General features: G+C 71.3%; 18 protein-coding genes, 1 tRNA gene, 1 pseudogene and 1 riboswitch. Of the genes and pseudogenes, 6 read left to right on the top strand and 14 right to left on the bottom strand.

Translation table 11 applies throughout. From position 1 onward, the window contains the following. Positions 1 to 463 precede the first annotated feature (463 nt). The 4 genes from ACWC2B_RS24475 (at position 464) to ACWC2B_RS24460 (ending at position 6,005) form a co-directional block, all read left to right on the top strand. Positions 464 to 1,879 (top strand): MFS transporter, encoded by a 1,416-nt coding sequence (locus tag ACWC2B_RS24475; protein ID WP_450719982.1) that lies wholly within the window; start codon positions 464 to 466, stop codon positions 1,877 to 1,879. Between the two features lie 111 nt (positions 1,880 to 1,990). Then, complete coding sequence (gene lhgO, locus ACWC2B_RS24470; RefSeq protein WP_450719980.1) at positions 1,991 to 3,193, top strand: L-2-hydroxyglutarate oxidase; 1,203 nt, start codon at positions 1,991 to 1,993, stop codon at positions 3,191 to 3,193. 476 nt (positions 3,194 to 3,669) lie between these two features. Beyond that, positions 3,670 to 4,428 carry a tRNA (guanosine(46)-N7)-methyltransferase TrmB gene (gene trmB, locus ACWC2B_RS24465; RefSeq protein WP_450720002.1) on the top strand — a complete coding sequence of 253 codons (759 nt, stop codon included), beginning with the start codon at positions 3,670 to 3,672 and terminating at the stop codon, positions 4,426 to 4,428. A gap of 92 nt (positions 4,429 to 4,520) precedes the next feature. Continuing rightward, positions 4,521 to 6,005, top strand: coding sequence for a PrsW family intramembrane metalloprotease (locus ACWC2B_RS24460; RefSeq protein WP_450719978.1), 1,485 nt, complete (start codon positions 4,521 to 4,523; stop codon positions 6,003 to 6,005). Positions 6,006 to 6,032: 27 nt separating this feature from the next. On the opposite strand, the gene ACWC2B_RS24455 is transcribed toward ACWC2B_RS24460, so the two are convergent. The 10 genes from ACWC2B_RS24455 to ACWC2B_RS24410 all read right to left on the bottom strand — a co-directional run bounded on the left by ACWC2B_RS24455 (position 6,033) and on the right by ACWC2B_RS24410 (position 16,210). Then, positions 6,033 to 6,977 (bottom strand): aldo/keto reductase, encoded by a 945-nt coding sequence (locus ACWC2B_RS24455; RefSeq protein ID WP_450719976.1) that lies wholly within the window; start codon positions 6,975 to 6,977, stop codon positions 6,033 to 6,035. 84 nt (positions 6,978 to 7,061) lie between these two features. Continuing rightward, positions 7,062 to 8,132: a M23 family metallopeptidase gene (locus ACWC2B_RS24450; protein WP_450719974.1), complete on the bottom strand. Its 1,071-nt coding sequence runs from the start codon at positions 8,130 to 8,132 to the stop codon at positions 7,062 to 7,064. An 11-nt stretch (positions 8,133 to 8,143) separates the two neighbouring features. Next, positions 8,144 to 8,283: riboswitch (cyclic di-AMP (ydaO/yuaA leader) on the bottom strand. A 261-nt stretch (positions 8,284 to 8,544) separates the two neighbouring features. After that, complete coding sequence (locus ACWC2B_RS24445; protein WP_450719972.1) at positions 8,545 to 9,666, bottom strand: PP2C family protein-serine/threonine phosphatase; 1,122 nt, start codon at positions 9,664 to 9,666, stop codon at positions 8,545 to 8,547. A 102-nt stretch (positions 9,667 to 9,768) separates the two neighbouring features. After that, positions 9,769 to 10,005 carry a hypothetical protein gene (locus ACWC2B_RS24440; protein WP_450719970.1) on the bottom strand — a complete coding sequence of 79 codons (237 nt, stop codon included), beginning with the start codon at positions 10,003 to 10,005 and terminating at the stop codon, positions 9,769 to 9,771. Between the two features lie 76 nt (positions 10,006 to 10,081). Further along, positions 10,082 to 10,867, bottom strand: a complete 786-nt coding sequence (locus ACWC2B_RS24435) for a MerR family transcriptional regulator (protein ID WP_450719968.1) — start codon at positions 10,865 to 10,867, stop codon at positions 10,082 to 10,084. 127 nt (positions 10,868 to 10,994) lie between these two features. Then, positions 10,995 to 11,068: transfer RNA gene (locus ACWC2B_RS24430), tRNA-Met, on the bottom strand. A 152-nt stretch (positions 11,069 to 11,220) separates the two neighbouring features. Then, on the bottom strand, positions 11,221 to 12,498 hold the full coding sequence (locus ACWC2B_RS24425) for a hypothetical protein (RefSeq protein ID WP_450719966.1): 1,278 nt from the start codon (positions 12,496 to 12,498) through the stop codon (positions 11,221 to 11,223). 321 nt (positions 12,499 to 12,819) lie between these two features. Continuing rightward, positions 12,820 to 13,881, bottom strand: a complete 1,062-nt coding sequence (gene trpD / locus ACWC2B_RS24420) for an anthranilate phosphoribosyltransferase (protein WP_450719964.1) — start codon at positions 13,879 to 13,881, stop codon at positions 12,820 to 12,822. A 206-nt stretch (positions 13,882 to 14,087) separates the two neighbouring features. Beyond that, on the bottom strand, positions 14,088 to 15,008 hold the full coding sequence (locus ACWC2B_RS24415) for an RNA polymerase sigma-70 factor (protein ID WP_450719962.1): 921 nt from the start codon (positions 15,006 to 15,008) through the stop codon (positions 14,088 to 14,090). After that, complete coding sequence (locus ACWC2B_RS24410; RefSeq protein ID WP_450719960.1) at positions 15,005 to 16,210, bottom strand: NAD(P)/FAD-dependent oxidoreductase; 1,206 nt, start codon at positions 16,208 to 16,210, stop codon at positions 15,005 to 15,007. The genes ACWC2B_RS24415 and ACWC2B_RS24410 overlap by 4 nt, the downstream gene beginning before the upstream one ends. A 193-nt stretch (positions 16,211 to 16,403) precedes the next feature. Between ACWC2B_RS24410 and ACWC2B_RS24405 the strand changes: the two are divergent. Next, positions 16,404 to 16,487, top strand: a pseudogene (locus tag ACWC2B_RS24405) (PIN domain nuclease); the annotation flags it as partial. Positions 16,488 to 16,695: 208 nt separating this feature from the next. Here the strand turns inward: ACWC2B_RS24405 and ACWC2B_RS24400 are convergent. Then, positions 16,696 to 16,920, bottom strand: a complete 225-nt coding sequence (locus ACWC2B_RS24400) for a hypothetical protein (protein ID WP_450719958.1) — start codon at positions 16,918 to 16,920, stop codon at positions 16,696 to 16,698. A gap of 330 nt (positions 16,921 to 17,250) precedes the next feature. Between ACWC2B_RS24400 and ACWC2B_RS24395 the strand changes: the two genes are divergently transcribed. Next, the gene (locus tag ACWC2B_RS24395; RefSeq protein WP_450719956.1) at positions 17,251 to 17,856 is read left to right on the top strand and encodes a hypothetical protein; all 606 of its coding nucleotides are present in this window, start codon (positions 17,251 to 17,253) and stop codon (positions 17,854 to 17,856) included. Between the two features lie 186 nt (positions 17,857 to 18,042). Here ACWC2B_RS24395 and ACWC2B_RS24390 read toward each other — a convergent pair whose 3' ends face one another. The 3 genes from ACWC2B_RS24390 to ACWC2B_RS24380 form a co-directional block, all read right to left on the bottom strand. Next, a complete protein-coding gene (locus tag ACWC2B_RS24390; RefSeq protein WP_450719954.1) occupies positions 18,043 to 18,564 on the bottom strand; it encodes a hypothetical protein in 522 nt (173 codons plus the stop codon). Between the two features lie 60 nt (positions 18,565 to 18,624). Further along, positions 18,625 to 18,810, bottom strand: coding sequence for a hypothetical protein (locus ACWC2B_RS24385; RefSeq protein WP_450719952.1), 186 nt, complete (start codon positions 18,808 to 18,810; stop codon positions 18,625 to 18,627). 577 nt (positions 18,811 to 19,387) lie between these two features. Then, entirely contained in the window at positions 19,388 to 20,191 is an 804-nt protein-coding gene (locus ACWC2B_RS24380; RefSeq protein WP_450719950.1) for an aminoglycoside phosphotransferase, read from the bottom strand. Between the last annotated feature and the right edge of the window lie 61 nt (positions 20,192 to 20,252).

Here is a 20,252-nt window from a genome sequence, read left to right as displayed (position 1 = left end):
CCGGAGGCCCTCAACACACAGTCCGGGAGGCGCCGTTCGCCTCCCGGACCGGTCCGCCGCCCGCGGGGATTGAGGCGGCGGTGTCCCCCAGCCCACTGGATCCATGCAGCGGGCCGACCCACGCACCACACATGGAAGCGCTCCCCTGGGGGCCCCGCGAGAGCGCACGGCCGGGCGCACGGCCACACGGCGGGAGCGCGGCGGCGGCCGGTCCCGCCTCACCCCCGGCGCAACGGTCCGGCGATCGCGGCGCGCCCGTGGGTGTCAGCAACTGTTCGTACGGAAAACAATCTCGCCATACGGAAGACCGCCCCTTAACGGTCGGGATGCGGCGAACTACGCTGTGTTTACTGCTGTTCCCCACGAGCGGCATATTCCCGAGGGCTCGGCCACATGCTTTTGCGGCCGACGATCCGGACACCACACCGCCCGGGGGAACGCCGTCTGTGTCGAGGGGTGGCGCATGTCCAGGGAGCAACGCGGGCCGAACGAGAAGCTCGGCACCGTTCTCGCCCTCGCGGGAATAAGCAATGCGGGCCTGGCGCGACGGGTCAACGACCTCGGCGCGCAGCGGGGCCTGACCCTTCGCTACGACAAGACCTCCGTGGCCCGGTGGGTCTCCAAGGGCATGGTGCCCCAGGGCGCCGCGCCCCATCTCATAGCGGCGGCGATCGGCGCCAAGCTGGGCCGGCCCGTCCCGCTGCACGAAATCGGCCTCGCGGACGCGGATCCGGCCCCCGAGGTCGGGCTCGCCTTCCCGCGCGACGTGTCGGAGGCGGTGCGCTCGGCGACCGATCTGTACCGGCTGGATCTGGCCGGGCGGCGGGCCGGCGGCGGCATCTGGCAGTCCCTCGCGGGCTCGTTCGCGGTCAGCGCGTACGCCACGCCCGCCTCCCGCTGGCTCATCACGCCCGCCGACTCCTCGGTCGCCCGCAGCATCGACCTGACCGACCTGCCACCGCTGAAGGTCGGCCACAGCGATGTCGCCAAGCTGCGCGAGGCGGCCGAGGACGCCCGCCGCTGGGACTCCAAGTACGGCGGCGGCGACTGGCGTTCGTCCATGGTTCCCGAGTGCTTACGGGTCGACGCGGCCCCGCTGCTGCTCGGCTCGTACAGCGACGAGGTGGGCCGCGCGCTGTTCGGCGCGACCTCCGAACTGACCAGGCTCGCCGGGTGGATGGCCTTCGACACCGGCCAGCAGGAGGCCGCCCAGCGCTACTACATCCAGGCGCTGCGGCTCGCGCGCGCGGCGGCCGACGTTCCGCTCGGCGGCTACGTGCTCGCGTCGATGTCGCTCCAGGCCACTTACCGCGGCTTCGCCGACGAGGGTGTCGACCTCGCGCAGGCCGCCGTCGAGCGCAACCGCGGGCTCGCCACCGCCCGCACCATGTCCTTCTTCCGCCTTGTGGAGGCGCGCGCCCACGCCAAGGCCGGCGACGGGCACCCCGCCGAGGCCGCCCTGAAGGCCGCCGAGGCCTGGCTGGAGCGCTCGCGCGACGGCGACTGCGACCCGTCCTGGCTCGGCTTCTACTCCTACGACCGCTTCGCGGCGGACGCGGCGGAGTGCTACCGCGACCTGAAGGCGCCGCGGCAGGTGCGCCGCTTCACCGAGCAGGCGCTTTCGCGGCCCACCGAGGAGTTCGTCCGCTCGCACGGGCTGCGCCTGGTGGTGAGCGCGGTGGCCGAGCTGGAGTCGGGGAACCTGGACGCGGCGTGCGCGGCGGGCACCCGCGCCGTCGAGGTCGCGGGCCGGATCTCCTCGGCGCGTACGACCGAGTACGTACGCGATCTGCTGCACCGACTGGAGCCGTACGGGGACGAGCCGAGAGTCGCCGAGCTGCGCGAACGCGCCAGGCCTCTCCTGGTGACCCCGGCGTAGAGCCCTCCACCGGACGTTTACCGGGATTGTCAGTGGGTCAGTGCAGTATGTGATGAGGGGGTCCGGGGCCGTCCTCCGGGAAAGAGCACGACCGGGGTGGGAGGTGTGTGGGTGACGACGTACGACTGCGATGTCCTGGTGGTCGGCGGCGGGATCGTCGGTCTGTCGACGGCGTACGCCCTCACCCAGGCCTCGCCGGGTACGCGCGTGGTGGTCCTGGAGAAGGAGAGCGGCCCCGCCCGGCACCAGACGGGGCGCAACAGCGGGGTCATCCACAGCGGCATCTACTACAAGCCCGGCTCGCTGAAGGCGCGCTTCGCCGTGCGGGGCGCGGCCGAGATGGTCGAGTTCTGCGCCCGGCACGGCATCGCGCACGAGGTCACCGGCAAGCTGATCGTGGCCACCGAGCGCGCCGAGCTGCCCCGGCTGCACGCCCTGGTCCAGCGCGGTCGGGAGAACGGCATCCCGGTGCGCGAGCTGGGCCCGGCGCAGATAGCGGCGTACGAGCCGGAGGTACGCGGCCTGGCGGCGATCCACGTCGGTACGACGGGGGTGTGCGACTACGGGGCGGTGGCGGCCCGCCTCGCCGATCTTTCCGGCGCGGACGTGCGGTACGGCGCGGAGGTCGTCCGCATCGACCGGCGCCCCGCGCTGGGCGTCGCCGTGCGCACGGCGGACGGTACGGTGCTGCGCGCCCGCGCCCTGGTGAACTGCGCGGGCCTGCACTGCGACCGGGTGGCCCGGCTCGCGGGCGACGATCCCGGGGTGCGGATCGTGCCGTTCCGCGGCGAGTACTACGAGCTGGCCCGGCCCGGCCTGGTCAAGGGCCTGGTCTACCCGGTGCCCGACCCCGCCTTCCCCTTCCTCGGCGTCCACCTCACCCGGGGTGTCGACGGCTCGGTCCACGTCGGCCCCAACGCCGTCCCGGCCGCGGCCCGCGAGGGCTACGACTGGCGCACGGTCCGCCCCGCCGAACTCGCCGGCACCCTCGGCTGGCCCGGCACCTGGCGGATAGCCCGCCGCCACTGGCGCTACGGCGCGGGTGAACTGCACCGCTCCCTCTCGAAGCGAGCCTTCACCGAGGCGGTCCGCCGCCTGCTCCCCGGGGTTGAGGAATCGGACCTGCGCACGGCCCCGGCAGGAGTCCGGGCCCAGGCAGTCCTGAGAGACGGCACCCTGGTGGACGACTTCCTGATCCGGGAAACCCCGAGAGCGGTGCACGTCCTGAACGCCCCGAGCCCGGCGGCGACGGCGTCCCTCCCGATCGGCAGAGAGGTGGCGACCCGGGTCCTGGCGACCCTGCCCGGCCCCTGAGAGCCTGCCCCTCGCGCAGTTCCCCGCGCCCCTAGACCCACCCGTCGCCCGCAGGCCGTGGTCGCTTCTCGCGCCGTTCCCCGCGCCCCTGGGGGCTGGGGGCGGGGCGGTGCCCTGGTGCGGCTCCGCCGCGCGGGCGCGACCAGCCGACACCCGCTAGGGGCGCGGGGAACTGCGCGAGCAACCACGCACGATCCGCAGCCGACCGGGAAGGCCGCAGCCCGGCCACTGGCGACCCCGGGGGTCCTACAGGGGCGCGGGGAACTGCGCGACCATCCACAGCCGAGCCGCACTCGACCACAAAGACGCGGAAGCGCCCCGCCCCGCCAGGGAAAACCGTGAATACCCGGGGCCGTGGGGCCGAGCCCCGCCGGTCGGCAGCGCCCCCGCCGACACCAGCACCGCGAAGCGAAGCCCGTAGAATTGGCCGCATTGTGTCTGAGCAGCCCCGCACCCCAGAGTCCCCGGCCCGGCCGATCGAAAAGGTCCTGCCAAGGGACAAGGCACCCCGCTTCCCGGGCGGCCCGGCGGCCGACCCCGCCGGCTCGCACCACGAGCGCAGGATCCGCAGCTTCCAGCCCCGCCGCAGCCGCGTCACCACCGGCCAGGGCGAGTACCTGGAGCGGCTGTGGCCGGTGTGGGGCTTCGACATCGACGGGCTGCGCAAGGTCGACCTGGCCGAGATGTTCGACGGGCTGCCCGTCGTCCTGGAGATCGGCTTCGGCATGGGCGAGGCCACCGCGCAGATGGCCGCGGACGACCCCGCCACCGGCATCCTCGCCGTGGACGTGCACACCCCCGGCCAGGGCAACCTCCTCGGCCTCGCCGAACGCGGCGGCCTGAGCAACGTCCGGGTGGCCAACGGCGACGCGATCATCCTGCTGCGCGAAATGCTGGAGCCGGACGCCCTGGACGGCCTGCGCGTGTACTTCCCGGACCCCTGGCCCAAGAAGCGGCACCACAAGCGCCGCCTGATCCAGCCCGAGTTCCTCTCACTGGCCGCGACGCGGATGAAGCCCGGCGCCGTACTGCACTGTGCGACGGACTGGGAGGACTACGCCGAGCAGATGCTGGAAGTCCTCAGCGCGCACCCCGACTTCGAGAACACGGTGGAGGGCGGCGGCTACGCGCCCCGGCCCGCGTTCCGGCCGCTGACGCGGTTCGAGGGGCAGGGCCTCGACAAGGGCCACGTGGTGCACGACCTGCTGTTCCGTCGGGTCGGGCACAGCGGGTAGTGCGGGCGGTTCAGGCCGGGCGGCCGAGGCCGGCAGTGCGGGTAGTGCAGGCACCGTCGCGGATTGTCAGTGACCCTCGTTAGGGTCGTCTGGTGTCCTTCGAGTCGCTTCCGCATCGCCCGCATCCCGGGCAGGCGCCCCAGCAGGCCGGGCCGGCCATTCCGGCCGGGCCCGTTCCGGCGTGCGCGGACGGGCCCCGGTTCGACGCGGTCCCGCCGGACCGGTCGAAGTGGCGCTACCGGCCGCGCCGCGACTTCTGGCGTTCCAAGGCGGTCCGCGCGGGCGCGCTGATCACCCTGCTCGCCCTGTGCGGCCTGGTCATCCTCGCGCTGGTACGGGATCAGACCGGCACTGAGGGTTTCCTGGTGGGGCTGGGGCTCGCGGTGCTTCCGGTGCCGCTGCTCGGGGCCGCGTTCCGCTGGCTGGACCGGGTCGACCCGGGGCCGTGGCGCAACCTCCTGTTCGCCCTGGCGTGGGGTGCCTGCGCCGCCGCGCTGGTGGCGATCATCGCCAACTCGTTCGCGACGCGCTGGATAGCCACGGCCACCGCCGACCCCTCCTCGGCCGACCATCTGGGCGCCGGCGTCATAGCGCCCATAGTCGAGGAGAGCGCGAAGGCGGCGGCCGTCCTGCTGCTGTTCCTCTTCAGGAGACGCGACTTCAAGGGGATCGTCGACGGCGTGGTCTTCGCCGGTTTCACCGCGACCGGCTTCGCCTTCACCGAGAACATCCTCTACCTGGGCAACGCGTTCGGCGAGGACCAGGCCAGCCACAGCGGAGGCTCGACGACGGCGGCGACCTTCTTCGTACGGGTCGTCATGTCGCCGTTCGCGCACCCGTTGTTCACGGTGCTGAGCGGCATCGGGTTCGGCGCGGCCGCGCTGGCGCCACCCGGCAAGCGACTGCGCCGGGTCGTGTTCCCGCTGGGCGGCCTGGTGTGCGCGATGGGCATGCACGCCCTGTGGAACAGCTCGACGCTGTTCGGGGTGTACGGCTTCTACATCGTGTACGGGGCGTTCATGGTGCCGGTGTTCGGGCTGCTCACCTGGCTCGCGATCTGGAGCCGGCAGCGCGAGCTGCGTACGGTCGCCGCCGAGCTGCCCGCGTACGCCGCGGCCGGCTGGCTCGGGCCCGCGGAGCCGCTCGCGCTGTCCTCGATGCGGGCCCGCGCGACGGCCCGCGACTTCGCGCACCGCACGTTCGGGGGGAAGCCGGCGTCGCGGGCGGTCGCCGAGTACGAGGCGTTCGCGACCGCGCTCGCCTTCCTGCGCCACCGTGCCTACCGCAGCGCGGGCGCGGTCGGTCCCGGCCCCGACTTCGCGGCACGCGAGCAGGAGCTGCTCCACCATCTGTGGGAGCGCAAGCCGGTCGCGGGCCCGGCGCTGCTGTACGCGGCGGGGGCCACGGGCCGGATCTGGCTGCCCCCGCAGCCGGGCCCGCCGCACCCCTACACCCAGCACGCGCAGTACGCGCCGTATGCCCCCTACGTTCCGCAGGTTCCTTACGTTCCGCAGGTTCCTTACGGGCAACCGGGCCCGGCCACAGGCCCGGCGCCGTACAACCCGTACCTGCGCTGAGTCCGTGCCTACGCGTCGAGCCCGTACCTACGCCGAGGCGGCCGTCAGCTCGGACAGCTGCGCGCCGGTCAGCTCCAGGTCGGCGACCGCGAGCAGCGCCGGGAGCTGCTCGACGATACGGGCCGAGGCGATGGGGGCGGCGACGGTCGGCCGGGCGGCCAGCCAGGCCAGCGCCACCGTGGCGATCTCGGCGCCGGTCTCCTGGGCGATCCGGTCGAGCGCGGCCAGCACCTTGCGGCCCCGCTCGGTCTCCAGGTGCTCGCCCGCACCCTCGGCCCGCCGGCTGTCCACCGACTGGCCCGGGCGGTACTTGCCGGTGAGGAAGCCGGAGGCGAGCGCGAAGTAGGGGACGGCGGCCAGGCCCGCGCGGGACGCGGTCTCCTGGAGGGCGCCCTCGTAGGTGCCACGCGAGACCAGGTTGTAGTGCGGCTGGAGCACCGAGTACTTGGCGAGGCCCTCGCGGTCGGAGAAGTCCAGGGACTCCTGGAGCCGCTCCGGGCTGATGTTGGAGGCGCCGAGCGCGCGGACCTTGCCGTCCCGCACCAGCTGGTCGAGGGCGGTGACGATCTCCTCGACGGGCACGGAGGGGTCGTCGAAGTGCGTGTAGTACAGGTCGATGTAGTCGGTGCCGAGGCGGCGCAGCGACTCCTCGACGGCGGCCTTGATGTTGGTCGGGGCCAGGCCCTTGTACGCGGGGTGGGCGCCGACCTTGGTGGCGACGACGACATCGGCCCGGTTGCCGCGGGCGGCCAGCCACTTGCCGATGATCGTCTCTGACTCACCGCCCGAGTTGCCCTCGCCCCAGGCGGAGTACAGGTCGGCGGTGTCGACGAAGTTGCCGCCGCCGTGGGTGTAGGCGTCCAGAACGGCGAAGGACTGGTCCTGGTCGGCGGTCCAGCCGAAGACGTTGCCGCCGAGGGAGAGGGGGAACACGGAGAGGTCGGAGCTGCCGAGCGTACGGAGAGAGGTCATGGGGTGATCAACTCCCTTACGGGGGTGGGTATTCCGACCCCGCCGGGATCAACCCTGCGGCGCCCTCCAAGGGTCCGGGGTGGGTCAGGGGTTCAGCCCCTTCGACTGGAGCCAAGCCATCGGGTCGATCCCCGTGCCGGAAGGCGTATGCACCTCCAGGTGCAGGTGCGGCCCCGTGACGTTCCCGGTCGCCCCGACCCGCCCGATGACATCCCCCGTCGACACCTTCTGCCCCTCACTCACCGCCAGCGACGACTGGTGGCAGTACCAGAGCTCGCTGCCGTCATCCAGCGTGATCACCGTGCGGTAGCCGTACGCCCCGGCCCAGCCAGCCGACTTCACCGTCCCGGAGTGGATCGCCTTGAGCGGCGTGCCCGTCGGGGCCGCGAAGTCGAGGCCGGTGTGGTGGCCGGAGGACCACATCGAGCCGGCCTCGCCGAACGTGGAAGTGATCGTGTACGAGCCGACCGGCAGGGAGTAGCTCGCGGCCAGCTTGGCCAGCCGCTCCTCCTCCGCCTTCTTGGCCGCGGCCTCCTCGGCCGCCTTCTTCTCGGCGGCGGCCTTGGCCGCGGCCGCGTCCTGCTTGGCCTTGGCCTCGGCGGCGGCCTTTTCCGCAGCGGCCTTCTGCGCGGCCGCCTTCGCCTCGGCGACCGCACCGGCCTTCTGCTGCTCGGCCTGCTGGAGGATGCGGGCGCGCAGCGCCTCACCGGCGTCGGTGGCGCCCTGCTCGGCCTCGCTGGTGGACAGCCCCGTCATGGTCAGCGGCGAGCCGGCGATCTTCTGATCGGCCCTGGCGGCGGCGGTCTTCGGGGTGTCCGGGCTGTCGTGCGAGACGAGCTCGCCGACGCCGGGCAGCGACCCGAGGTCCGGCAGGCTGCTGGATATGGAGTCGGGCAGCGATATGGAGACCGGCGGCTTGGTCTGCGCGGTGGCCATGCCGCCCGCGCCGACCGCGGCGATGACGCCGACGCCCAGAACCGTGGAGCTGCGGGCGAGCCCGCCGCGCTGCTTGGCCACCCGGTGCCGGCCGCGTACCGGGCGTACCGACTCCTCGGTCGGGTCCCACTCCTCCCAGGTCTCGGTCTCGCCGGGTGCGTCCCCGTACAGGGAAACCGGAGGGAGGGGGGTGTCGAGGGCAGGCTCGTTGGACGCCACGAGGGCGCGCTCCTTTCCTTCCTTCTCGCCTACCGGGTTAGCTGACGGGTTCGGAGCAGGAAGGTCTCCTACGAACGCCCATGACGGGCGCCCGATTCACCCCAAGTTGGTGGTTCCCCGGTTCCCTCGCGGGATTCGGCGCATGCGCACGGTGCCGCCTTGGCGGCGGCTGGGACGACCGCGCTGCGTTATCGAACGTTAATAGACGCCGGGGGTGGATTCCAAGCCGTTCCCACTGATCGTTAACGGCCCTGGCCAGGACTTAGTACCCCATAGGCGGTCCAATTCGGGCGAGTTGACAACCTCTCAGGGTCGCCCCCGTCACACCCCCATTCTGACGGTGTGTCAATTGTTATGCGCAGTGGCATCCTTCGGGCACACACCGTGACGCCCTCATGTCACGGCGACCGTGCTACTTCACGATCCTCACCGTGCGCCGCCGCTCCGGCTGCCCCTCGGCCGGGCGGGCCACCGCGAGCAGCGCCATGTCGTCGCTCGCGCCGCCGCCCGTGTAGCGGCGTACGTCGTCGACGAGCGCGTCCAGGACCTCCTCCGGGCCGGGAAAGATCGCGCCGCGCAGCCGGGCGCCGGGATCGTAGAAGACACCCCTGTCGTCCCGCGCCTCGGACAGGCCGTCGGTGTAGAGCAGCAGCGTCGACCCGGCGGGGAAGGGCCGCACGTCCGCCCGGTCCGGCCACACCCCGAGGTCGGCCATGCCGAGCGGCAGCGCGGGCTCGGCCGGGACGAGCACGTCGAGCGAGCCGTCCTCGTGCAGCATGAAGGGCTCGGGATGCCCCCGGTTCACCAGGCGTACGGTGCCGTCGCCGCGCGGGATCTCGGCGAGCAGCGCGGTGGTGAACCCCTCGACCGCGTCCAGCCGGTCGCGCCGGGTGCCCTCGCGGGCCAGCGCCCGCTCCAGGCGCTGGGCGACCGCCTCCAGGGATGACTCCTGCTCGGCGGCCTCCCGGAACGCGCCGATCACCACGGCGACGGCCTCCACCGCTTGGAGCCCCTTGCCGCGTACGTCGCCGACGACGAGCCGGACCCCGTACGGGGTGTCCTGCACGGCGAACAGGTCCCCGCCGATGAAGGCGTCCGCCTGCGCGGCCTCGTACCGCGCGGCGACATGGAGGCCGCCGATGCGGGCCGCGGGCGTGGGCAGCACGGCGCGCTGGGCGGTCTCCGCGATGACGCGCTGGGAGGCGAGCTGTTCACCGCTGCGGCGCAGGATGCGGTTGATGACGAGGGCCAGCGCGCTCACCGTGAGCACGGTGAACAGCTCGCTGGACCCTTCACCGAGGTTGGGCAGATCGTGTATGAACCAGAGCGCCACGACGGCGACCGCCGAGCCGAGGCCGACGAGAGCGGTGCCGCGGCCCGAGTAGAACGGTGCGGCGACGACCGGGGCGCCCGCGAACAGGGCGGCGGCGGTCAGATCGGGCGGGGTGGAGGCGTCGAAGACGAAGCCGACGACGACCAGCAGTACGGGTAGCGCCCGTACCAGGCGCCCGTCGCCCTCTGCTCGCTGCCGCACCCGTCCAGCCTGGCGCTTTCCGGCTCCCCCGGCGACTCGGGCACACCCGGGCGAGTGCCTCGGGCGAGTGCGCGGGCCCGGGCGGGGTTTAGACACAGGCTCTCAGTGGCGGCGGCAGCGGTGGGGGCCCGGGCGTCCCCGGGCGCAGCTTCCCCTGGTGTGGCGATGGTTGGCGTCCTGGTCGGGCACGCACGGCAGCTCGACCCAGCCGCCGCGGTTCAGGCGGCAGCCGTGCGCGGGGGCCGCGGACCCCGGGGCCGGCACCTGCTTGACCGGGAGCGGCTCACCCAGCTCCTCACAGCCGCTCAGGACGAGCGCGCACACGGCGAGCAGCAACACGACAGGCACCTTCCGCCGTGTCCCGGTCATCGCCCGTGTCCCGGGCATCGCGCTCTCACTCATGGCGCACGCGAGACTACTCTCCGCGCGCGCCCCCGGCGGCCGCACCGTCCGTGAGGTGCCGCTCGGCGTACACCTTCAGGCCGTCCCGCACGAAGGCCGCCGTGCCCTCTCCGTGCTTGTCGTAGTTGACGCCGAAGCGCGGGTCGTCGACGTACATCTGGCCGAGCCCGATGACGTACGACCGGGCGACGGTCGTCGTGGTGGACAGCCAGGCGACATGGCGCCGCGCGATGTCCTGGGCCTCCTCGCCGTCGGCGGCGAGCCCGGCCCCGTGCGCGCGCCCCCAGTCCCGGGCGATGTCCTCGTGTTCCTTCAGGAATCCCTTCCGCTGCTCCTCGGTGAGCGAGCGCCACCAGCGGTCGCCCTTCTCGTAGGCGTCCCGCCCCCAGCGCCGGCTCACCTCCTCCTCGTACCGCGTGTGGTCGAAGCCGTCGAACACTTCCTCGGCCATGAGCTCCTCTCCCCTCTCGGTCTTGTGCAGGGTGGTCCGCACGGACGCGATCTGCCGCGCGATGCGCTCGCGCTCCTGTTCAAGGAGGCGCAGATGGGTCCGCAGGGCGGCCGCCGGATCGCGCTCGCCCTCCAGGAGCTCGCCGATCACGGGCAGCGAGAGCCCCAGCTCCCTCAGGAGCAGGATCCGCTGGAGCCGGACCAGGGCGTCCTGGTCGTAATAGCGGTATCCGTTGCTTCCGATCCGGCTCGGGGCGAGCAGGCCGAGGTCTCCGTAGTGACGGAGGGTGCGGCTCGTCGTCCCGGCCTTCTTGGCGATCTCCTGGATCGACCACTCCTTGCCGTTCACATCCACCAAGCTAGATCTTGACGTTGCGTAAAGGTCAAGGTGCGGAGGTCGACGAACGAGGACGAACGAGCGGGGGAACGCGAAGAGGCCCGGCACTTGATGACAAGTGCCGGGCCTCTTCGTTCAGTAGCGGGGACAGGATTTGAACCTGCGACCTCTGGGTTATGAGCCCAGCGAGCTACCGAGCTGCTCCACCCCGCGTCGGTAAACACAACTGTACGCCATTCGGAGGGGTGCTCCGAACCATTTACCCCGCGCCCCTTCGGGGCCCCCGCTTGAAGGGCGCCCTGAAGGGGCGCGGGGAACTGCGCGACCAGCCCCGGCCGGCCCGCAGTCGACACGCACGCCCCGGATCACATGGACGAGGTGCGGCGGCGGCGCGCACCGAGCCAGGCGACCGCTCCGCCGAGCGCGACCAGGGCCGCGGCGATGCCCGCGTACAGGCCGGTGTGGGAGTCGGCTCCGGTGTGGGCGAGGCTGCCGGTGGCGGAGGTGGTGGTGGTGAGGTTGGCGTTGCCGGCCGCCACCGGGGCCGCGGAGGTGGCCGCGGACGCGCCGGGCTTCGCGGAGGGTGTGCCGGTGGGCTTGGTGGACGGCTTGGTGGCGGGGGCGGTGCCCTCGTCGATCGGGCCGAGCGCGAACTGCGCCGTGGCCCCGCCGAACGGGTAGGTGTTGCCCGAGGCCAGCGAGACGTCGACGGCGGCGGTGATCGGGGTGACCTTCTTGATCTGGGTCTTGACGCCCAGGTTGATCCGCAGCGGCAGGGTGCGCACACCGGATGCGGCGCCGAAGCCCTTCGGGATCGCGGGCAGGGTGACGCTGTTGTCGGAGTCGACCTTGAGGTCCTGCCAGCGCCCGTCGATCAGGGCCTGCACGAAGAAGGCCGGGTTCTTCACTTGGGGGCCGGCGTACGAGAGCTGGAACCGGGTGGTGAGCGCGCTGCTGAACACGCCGTCGCCGGTGGCCTGGTAGTGCAGGTCCAGGTACTGGCGGCCGTTCGGGGCGTCCATGGTCGAGCCGGGCTTCTTCTCGAACCAGGTCTTCAGGTGGCCCGCCTTGATCGCCGGGTCGGCCTTGAAGGTGTGCGAAGCCTGGTGGTTCTGCGCGACCTCGCCGTTGAGGCTGGTGGCCGTGAGCTTGAAGTCGCCGTCGTTGGTCGGGTAGTTGGCGCCGAGCCCGATGGTCACCTTCCAGGTCAGCTTGCCGTTCGCCGGGACGTCGAAGCCGGCCGAGGCATCCTTGCCCGCCGGGTGGAAGTAGCCCTGCCAGCCGCCGTCCTGGTGCCCGACGTCGTACGTGGTCGCGGGCGCGTTCACGGGCTGGACCTTGAAGGTGACGTCGTCCGTCTGCAGCGGGCTCGCGCCGGTCGCGTCGCCGAGCATCCACGGGTGGAAGGCCTGCGTCTGCCGCGTCGGGTTGCTCACCGTCAGCTCGAACGTCTCGGTGGCCCCACCCCGGGTGAGCGGCCCGTTGGGCGCCGGGGTCCCCATCTCCATCAGCAGCGGACGCTGGGCGTCGTCGGACGTCGCGGCCTGCGCCGACACCGGCAGCAGTACGGTGCCGGCGACGGCGGCGACGACAACGGCGGTGGCGGCGGGACGGAAGAGGCGGTGGGCGATACGAGCGGACATGGTGGACTCCCCCCAAGGAGACACAGAGGCGTTCTGCGCAGCGGCAGTCGGCGAAAGGACGGCGAAGGTTCAGCGGTTCATGGGTTCAGCCGTTCACGAAGGAACGGCGGCCGGCTGCGGCAGAGCGCCGGGCCGACGGGGTGGTGCGAAGAGTGATGCGAAGGTGACGCGAAGAGTGGTGCAGAGGGTGTTGCGAAGGTTTGTCGCCGCTTCGCCGGTCTTGCATTCCCCCCGGCTGCTGCGATGTGCCCATCTTCTGCCAGGACCTGACCCGGAACGATCGTCACTCTGTCACCGGTAGGCAACAGAGGTTCGGCCTCGTCAGCGGGGGGTCGGGGCCAGGGAGCGGGCGAGGTCCAGCCAGTGCGTGAGGGTGCGTGCGGCGGCCCCGGAATCGATCGAGCGCCGGGCCTCGCGCAACCCGGCATCGAACGCGTCGTCCAGGCTCCGTTCTTCCAGTCCCCGGTACGCGGCGAGCGCCCCCGCGGCGTTGGCCAGTACGGCGTCGCGGACCGGCCCCGTCTCGCCCTCCAGGACGCGGTGGACGGCGAGCGCGTTGTAGGCCGCGTCGCCCCCGCGCAGCGCGTCGGGCGCACAGCGAGGAAGCCCGAACTCGGCCGTATCCAGGCGCAGTTGACGCACGCACTCCCCCGCTGCGACCCACACCCGAGTGGGAGCGGCGGTGGTGATCTCGTCCAGCCCGTCGTCGCCGCGTACGACCAGCGCACTGGCCCCGCGGGCGGCGAGCACGTCCGCGAGGACGGGGGCCAGCGCGGCATTGGAACAGCCGACGACGGCGGTACGGGGCCGCGCCGGATTGGTCAGCGGGGCAAGGTAGTTGATGACGGTGGGCACGCCGAGGGACTTGCGGACGGGGCCCGCGTGGCGCAGCCCGTGGTGGAAGCGGGGCGCGAAGGTGAAGCCGATGCCGGCCTCGCGGACGCAGCGGGCGACGGCGTCCGGGGTGAGGTCGAGCGGCAGCCCGAGCACTTCGAGTACGTCGGCGGCCCCGGCCCTGCTGGAGACGGACCGCCCGCCGTGCTTGACGACCGGCACCCCGGCCCCGGCGACGACGACGGCGGCCATGGTGGACACGTTGACGGTGTGCGCGCCGTCGCCACCGGTACCGACGATGTCGACGACCTCGGACCCGTCCACGGGAAGCGGAACAACCCGCTCCATCAGCGCGTCGAGCAGCCCGTGGATCTCCTCGGCGCTCTCGCCCTTGGCCCGCAGCGCCACCAGGAACCCGGCGAGCTGCGCCGGGTCGGCCGCGTCGTCCATGACCTGCCGCATGGCCCAGCGAGCGTCGTCCGCACCGAGGTCCTCGCCACGCAGCAGTACGGCCAGCAGGTGCCGCCAGGAGCGGTCAGGGTCGGTCACGGATTCCCCTCGATGCGAGCACGGCGGGCCGCGCGGTGTCCGGCCCACGTTATCGGCCGCCCCCGCATCAGCGATCAGCGGAGCTCGCCCAGCAGGTCGTCGACAGCACCTTCGACGGCGACCTCGGCATCACCGACGACACCCCGTGAACCGGTTCGGTGACCGGGACCGGGGTGGTCGGAACGGCGTTCCGTCGGCGGCAGGTCCTACCGCGTGCCGACGTCGTGCGTGGTGCCCCGGGTGACGGCGTGGAGCTTGTCGGGGTTGGCCACGTTGTGGATGTGGGTGATGCGGCCGTCGGCGTCGAAGTCGAAGGTGACCGTGGCGATCACGCGGTCCGGTCCGGAGAACACCATGCCCGGCCCGCCGTTGATCTCGACGAGTTCCGCCTTCATGTCGGCGGGCTCGATGCCCTGATAGGTGACGGTGCCGATGGCGGCGAACCAGGCGGCCACCGTGGTCGCGCCCACGACCGGGCGCAGGGCCTGGCGGACCTTGCCGCCGCCGTCCGTCCACAACGTGACGTCCGGGGACAGCAGTTCCATCAGGGCGTTGACGTCACCGCCGGTCGCGGCGGCGAAGAACCGCTCGGTGACCTCGCGCTGCTGTGAGCGGTCGGTGGTGAAGCGCGGCCGCCGGGCCTGTACGTGCTCGCGGGCGCGGTGGGCGGCTTGGCGCACCGCGGGCTCGGAACGCTCCACCGCCTGAGCGATCTCGGCGTAGCTGAAGCCGAAGACCTCCTTCAGTACGAACACCGCGCGCTCCAGCGGGCTCAGCGTCTCCAGGACCACCAGCACCGCCATCGACACCGACTCCGCGTCGACGACGGTCTCGGCGGTGTCGCCGACCGTGAGGATGGGCTCCGGAAGCCAGGGCCCCACATAGGTCTCGCGCTTGTGCCGGGTGGAACGCAGCCGTTCCAGCGCCAGGTTGGACACGATCCGCGTCAAGTACGCCTTGGGGTCGGCCACTTGGGAGCGGTCGGCGGCCGACCATTTGATCCAGGCGTCCTGGACCGCGTCCTCGGCATCGGCCGCGGTGCCGAGGATGCGGTAGCCCACCGAGAACAGCAAGTTGCGGTGCTGGTGGAAGACTTGCTCGTCGGGATCGGCGATCTGCTGGGTCACCGCGCCACCCGTATCCGGGTGAAGCGGCCACCGCGCGGCCAGAACGCGCCCGAGGCGGGCATCTTCTTCATACGGCCGTATGTCGGCCAGGGGGAAGCGGTCACCGCCTCCTTATACCGGGCGGCCGTACGGCCCGTCAGGCAGATTCGCCGCGGGCTGTCGTCGGGGCGGGTGAACTGCACCACCGCGTCACCCCGGCCCAGGCTCACCGGTGTGTGGTAGTAGCCGAACCGGAACGGCTTGGGCTGCTTGCCCTTCAGGACCCGCAGGATCGACAGCGCCGCGTGCACCCCGGTCGGCATGCCGCCCTGGCAGGTGCCGTGCATGACGCCGTACCCCTGGCGGATCGCGGCCGCGTCGCCCACCGCGAACACCTCCGGGTGCGACACCGACCGCAGAGCCGTGTCCGTGACGATCCGGCCGCGCTCGTCGACGTCAAGACCGGCGGCGGCCGCCAGCGGCGACACCCGCGTACCGCTGGTCCACACCACCACATCGGCGGCGACGCTCTCCCCGCCAGCCAGCTCGACCGCACCGGGCCGCACCTTGAGGACCTCGACCCCGGAGCGCACCCGGACACCGAGCCGGTCGAGCGCGGCCCGCAGATAAGCCCCGGCCTTCGGGTTCATGGTCGCTCCGGGCTCGCCCCGGCCCAGCAGCACCACGTCCAACTGCGGGTACTGCTCGGCGATCTCCGCGGCCGACTCGATGCCGGTCAGCCCGCTGCCGCCGACCACCACCGTGCCGCCGCCGAGCCCCGCGAGCCGGCCGGCCAGCACCTCGGCGTCCTGGGGGCTGTTCAGGGTGTACGCGTGGTCCTCGACACCCGGCACCGCCGCCGTGTCGGCCACGCTGCCCACCCCGTACACGAGCGTGTCGTAGGACAGCACCCGCTCGTCGTCGATCCGCACGGTGCGCGCGTCCGCGTCCACCGCGGTCACCCAGCCGCGCACGAAGCGTGCCCCCGTGCCCTCCAGCAGTTCCGGGATGCTCAGCTCGGCGAGCTGCTGCCCGGTCGCCGTCATGTGCAGCCGCATCCGCTCGGTGAACCGCTCCTGCGGGTTCACCAGGGTCACCTCCACGCCGTCGCCCCGCTTGACGCGGGCCGCCAGCTGAATCGCCGTGGCCAGACCCGCGTAACCCGCCCCCAGGATCAGGACACGGTGGGTGGTCGCCGAGCCGGTCTCGTTCCGCTTGCTCATCGCTCTGCCTTCCGTCGCTCGCTGCTTGACGACCACCAGATGGAAGCTGCCCGCCGATACGTGACATGGGGGCGATGTGACCTGCGCCACAGGGGGCTGGGCGGCGATATCGATCCAGCCAGCGGCTCGCACACATACCGGCTGCCGCACACACCGACACCCGCACACGCCCGCTCCCGCGCATACCGGCACCGAGCATCGCAGCGCGGGAGCCGTGGACCTGCTCCTGGCCGCAGTCGCCGAGGAGGCCGGGCTGACGCTGTTGGAAACAGGGCGAGCGTCCGTGCCCATGGGGCTCTCAACTTCCCCTCGTCACGGCTGCCACGCCAACGGCCCTACCCCTTCTGGAGAGACCGTCATGTCTGAAACCGATTCCTTTCCTGCACACCCTCGAATCGGCCTGCGAGCTGTCTACCGCTCGCCCACGACAGGCCGGCTGTTCCGACCGGTCCTCGGCGGCTCGGGTACAGCGCAACCGGCGCTGGTCAGGGGCCATTGCTGCCGACTCCTCCGAGGAGGCCGAGGGCCGTGAGGATGGTGACGCAGAGCGTCATGACGAGGATGAACGCGCCGCCGCCATAGAGCACGGAGGCAGCGATGCCCGATCCGGCCACATAGCTCAGCACACCGGCGACGCCGGCCACGAGGGCCGATGACACCAGCGCCAGGAGAAGGAAGAGCACCTGCGCGGCGAAGGGGGAGAGTTTCACCGGTCCGAATCCCTTTCGAAAGGGCGGCCGAACCGATGGCAGGGGTCACCTCAGCTCGGCCACATGGATGTGGCCTTACTGAGGCTTTGGACGCAATCAAAGCGCTCACTACTACAGCTACGCCGCCGGTGCCCCCAGAGCGTCCACCGATCGGGGGAGCTTCGTCAGGAGGCTCCTGAGGACGGTCGTCGTTGCCGTCATCCTGCCTGACTCCGCACACGAGGCCCCGCCTCGCTCTCGCGAGCGTAGCGCTCTCAACTCCCTGATCGCCATGGTCAGTTCCAGATAGTGAGGTGCTCTCTGTCAGCTCCCGCATACCGCGCCCTGAACGTGGCCGTACTGAAGCGCCGTCAAGCGCGGCAGCAGGGGGAGGAGCGCGAGCGGCTTGCTCGCGGTGAGGCCTGGGTCGACACCGGGAAGGTCTTCACCGAGGCCGACGGAACGTGGCTGCACCCCGACAAGGTGAGCGCGGCATTCGACCGCATCCTCGCCCGCACCGACCTGCCCCCGATCAACCTCCGGGACCTCTCCGTGGGCCGCAAAACAGCCAAAACGAATCCGGCCCGACCGGACGTATCCGGTCGGGCCGAGGAAACCGCTGGTCAGACAGGTATTGCTACCTCTCCGACCGGTAGGCCATGTCGGACTCGAACCGACAACCAACGGATTAAAAGTCCCAGAAAGATCATGCCGGGCGGTCTTGGCCGCTCCCCCGGCGTCCTGTTTTGCCTGGTCAGCGAGGCCCGGCTTGCTGACCGGTCCAGCCCCGGACAGCCCGTGCTTGCGCATCCGCTCACGCATCGCTCACGCATGGGACGGATCGGACCAGCGGGTTTTCATCAGCACCCGCAAGGAGAAACAGTGCACCACCCACACGCTTTCCAGATGTTCGTCTGGGGGTTCAGGGGTGTGCGGGAGTCTGCGGGAGCGGTCTGACCTGCGGTGCAGTGGGTGCGAGTGGGGTTTCTGAACGATGCTGTACGGCGGTGAATGCATCCGGAACTGCAACCAGAGGAGCCGCCCCTGCTCATACCTTGCGCCAGGCGCTGGGCAGTTCGTCAGAGCCGTCTGCCGAGGAAGAGCAAGTGCTGGGCCGAGGAGGTTGTAGGGGCCGACCGCAGGTCACCAAGCCCGTTTCGTGACTGTTTCCACTGCTCCGTTGATGACGTACACCCACCCCTCGTCGTGGAACTTCTGGTCCCGCCACTCGGTGAATGCCCATGCGATCCGGTCGGCCTTCTTCCTCACCTCCGCGCCCACGTTGGGGGCTGACAAGTACGGGTCGTAGTCAGTGAGGACGTTTGCCTCCCTGTCCCCACCGGGGCAGTCACGGACCGTCGCGTCCTTGACGTGGACCTCGATCCAGGCAGGTCCCGATGCATCCAGGTAGGCGCGGAATTCGGTGAGCACCGTCTTCCAGGGACCGGCCCCGCCTGGTTTCGTCGCGTCGCAGGTTCCGGGCTCGGCAGCGATGGTGGCCTTGGGGGGCTCACCAGCGGAGGCGGTCGCCTCGGGAGGGTCGGAAGCGGGCAGGGGCGCCTTAGTGGGAGGGTCGGGATCTTCGCCGCAGGCGGCCAGGGCCAGGAGGCATGCGAGAGCCGTGCCGGCCAGAGCGGCCCTTCGGCGGGGCAGCGTCGTCAGCATCGTTGTCCAATCCAAGCGAGAGGTGCCCCGGACAGGGTCTGCCCGGGGCACCAGGTGGGACTACTTCTTCACGACGAGCGAGTGTTCCTTGCCGATGCCCTGCTCGTTACCGTCGACGTAGAGGGACAGCTCGCCATCCGTCCAGCGGATGATGGTGTCGTCCGCGTACGGATTGTCGGAGAAGTCGCCCCCAGTCACCAGGACCGCGTGGGTCAGCAACTCGTTGGGCCCCGGGACCTGCGGCACGTCGCGGCCTCGATCATCTACGCCCAGGCTCGGGACATCTTCGTCGTGAAGACCGTTCTCCGGCACTCGACGATCAAGCTCGCCGGCGACACATACACGTCCCTGTTCGTCGAGCTCGACCAGGAACTCGCCAATGCGGCGGCCGACCTCGTGCCCCGGTCAGCGCAGCGGACCAAGAACGCGCGCCAGCGGTTGGAGCACTCTTCGAGCACTCACGTGGGCCGCAAAGCGGTCAAAACGAATCCGGCCCGACCGGGGTCGTCCGGTCGGGCCGAGGAAACCGCTGGTCAGACAGGTATCGCTACCTCTCCGACCGGTAGGCCATGTCGGACTCGAACCGACAACCAACGGATTAAAAGACGGGGAGGACCAGTGATGGCGATCAACACCCCATGCCACCCTATGCCGTTGTGGCTGGTCAGGGGAGGTGCTGCCTGACCTCCAAGATCGGCTCATGACACCCGATCCGAAGGCGTCCGGGCTCACATCGGGCTCACTTCGTCGGGTGTCTGAGCTGCACTGATAGGCCGTTTTCTGTTGGGGCAGTTATGCGGACGGAGCCCAGTTATGTATGCCCTCATACAACCGTGAGAGCGCGGTACTGGGCCCAAGCCGCGGCAGCGGCGATCAGCGCCGCTCTGTGCGGCAGGGGGTCAGCCCGCTCCCGACTCTCCCAAACGGCGTGCAGAGCGGACACGAAGGCGCTGACAGCAGCGGGGGATGCGTCGCGGTAGGCAGGCACTCTGCGGGCCAGGGCCTCGGCCTGTTCGGCGGTGTGGCCGGCGTGGATCAAGCGCGGCACGGTAAACGCGGTGTCGGCCCAGTCGGGTCCGGGGCAGGCCAGGGCCCAGTCGACAAGCCGGATGCCGTTGGCGGTGGCCAGCATGTTGAGTGGCGACATGTCGGTGTGCACGAGGGCCCGGCCGTCAAGGAGGTGCGCCCGGCCGTCCGGGATGAGCGAGCCCCACCGAACGGGGAGCGGCTTCTTGCCGACTTCCTCAGGCCAGTCGGCCGCCGACATGACGCCGAGGGCGTCGACCAGCGGCCCGAGATCGGCGGACCCGGGAGCGAGGTCCGGGTGACGCCCGGGGATGTACTCGTATCCGACGAGCAGCCACCCGCCCGCCTCCGCCTGCCACAGCAGCCGGGGTGCAAGCAGAGCGCGTTCGGTGACCCGTGCCTCGGTCCGGTACACCCACGCCGAGGTGTCGTCGGCCCGGGTGCCCTTGACGAACACGCGCCCCGACGCGGTGCGCAGGGTACAAGCCAGGTGCGACATCACGCCCTTGTCAGCACTCTCCGCCCCCTCGACCGTGCCCGTGCACGCCTCGACCGCGCGCCGTGCTGCGGGCGGAAGTTCCTGCCACGGTGTGCGCTCCACCCGCGTCTCTCCTCGTACGGAACGGAAGCCGGCCCCCGGCTCGGCCACAGCGTGGCACAAG

The organism is Streptomyces sp. NPDC001415 (genome assembly GCF_053597395.1).
Note: the sequence above shows the minus strand (reverse complement) of the source record. Positions and strands in the feature narration are given on the sequence as shown.

Excerpts from the sequence above, each read along its gene's own strand:
- ACWC2B_RS24475 (WP_450719982.1), top strand. The coding sequence starts at position 464 with ATGTCCAGGGAGCAACGCGGGCCGAACGAGAAGCTCGGCACCGTTCTC.
- ACWC2B_RS24425 (WP_450719966.1), bottom strand. The coding sequence starts at position 12,498 with ATGTCCGCTCGTATCGCCCACCGCCTCTTCCGTCCCGCCGCCACCGCC.
- ACWC2B_RS24390 (WP_450719954.1), bottom strand. The coding sequence starts at position 18,564 with ATGCTGACGACGCTGCCCCGCCGAAGGGCCGCTCTGGCCGGCACGGCT.
- ACWC2B_RS24455 (WP_450719976.1), bottom strand. The coding sequence starts at position 6,977 with ATGACCTCTCTCCGTACGCTCGGCAGCTCCGACCTCTCCGTGTTCCCC.
- ACWC2B_RS24410 (WP_450719960.1), bottom strand. The coding sequence starts at position 16,210 with ATGAGCAAGCGGAACGAGACCGGCTCGGCGACCACCCACCGTGTCCTG.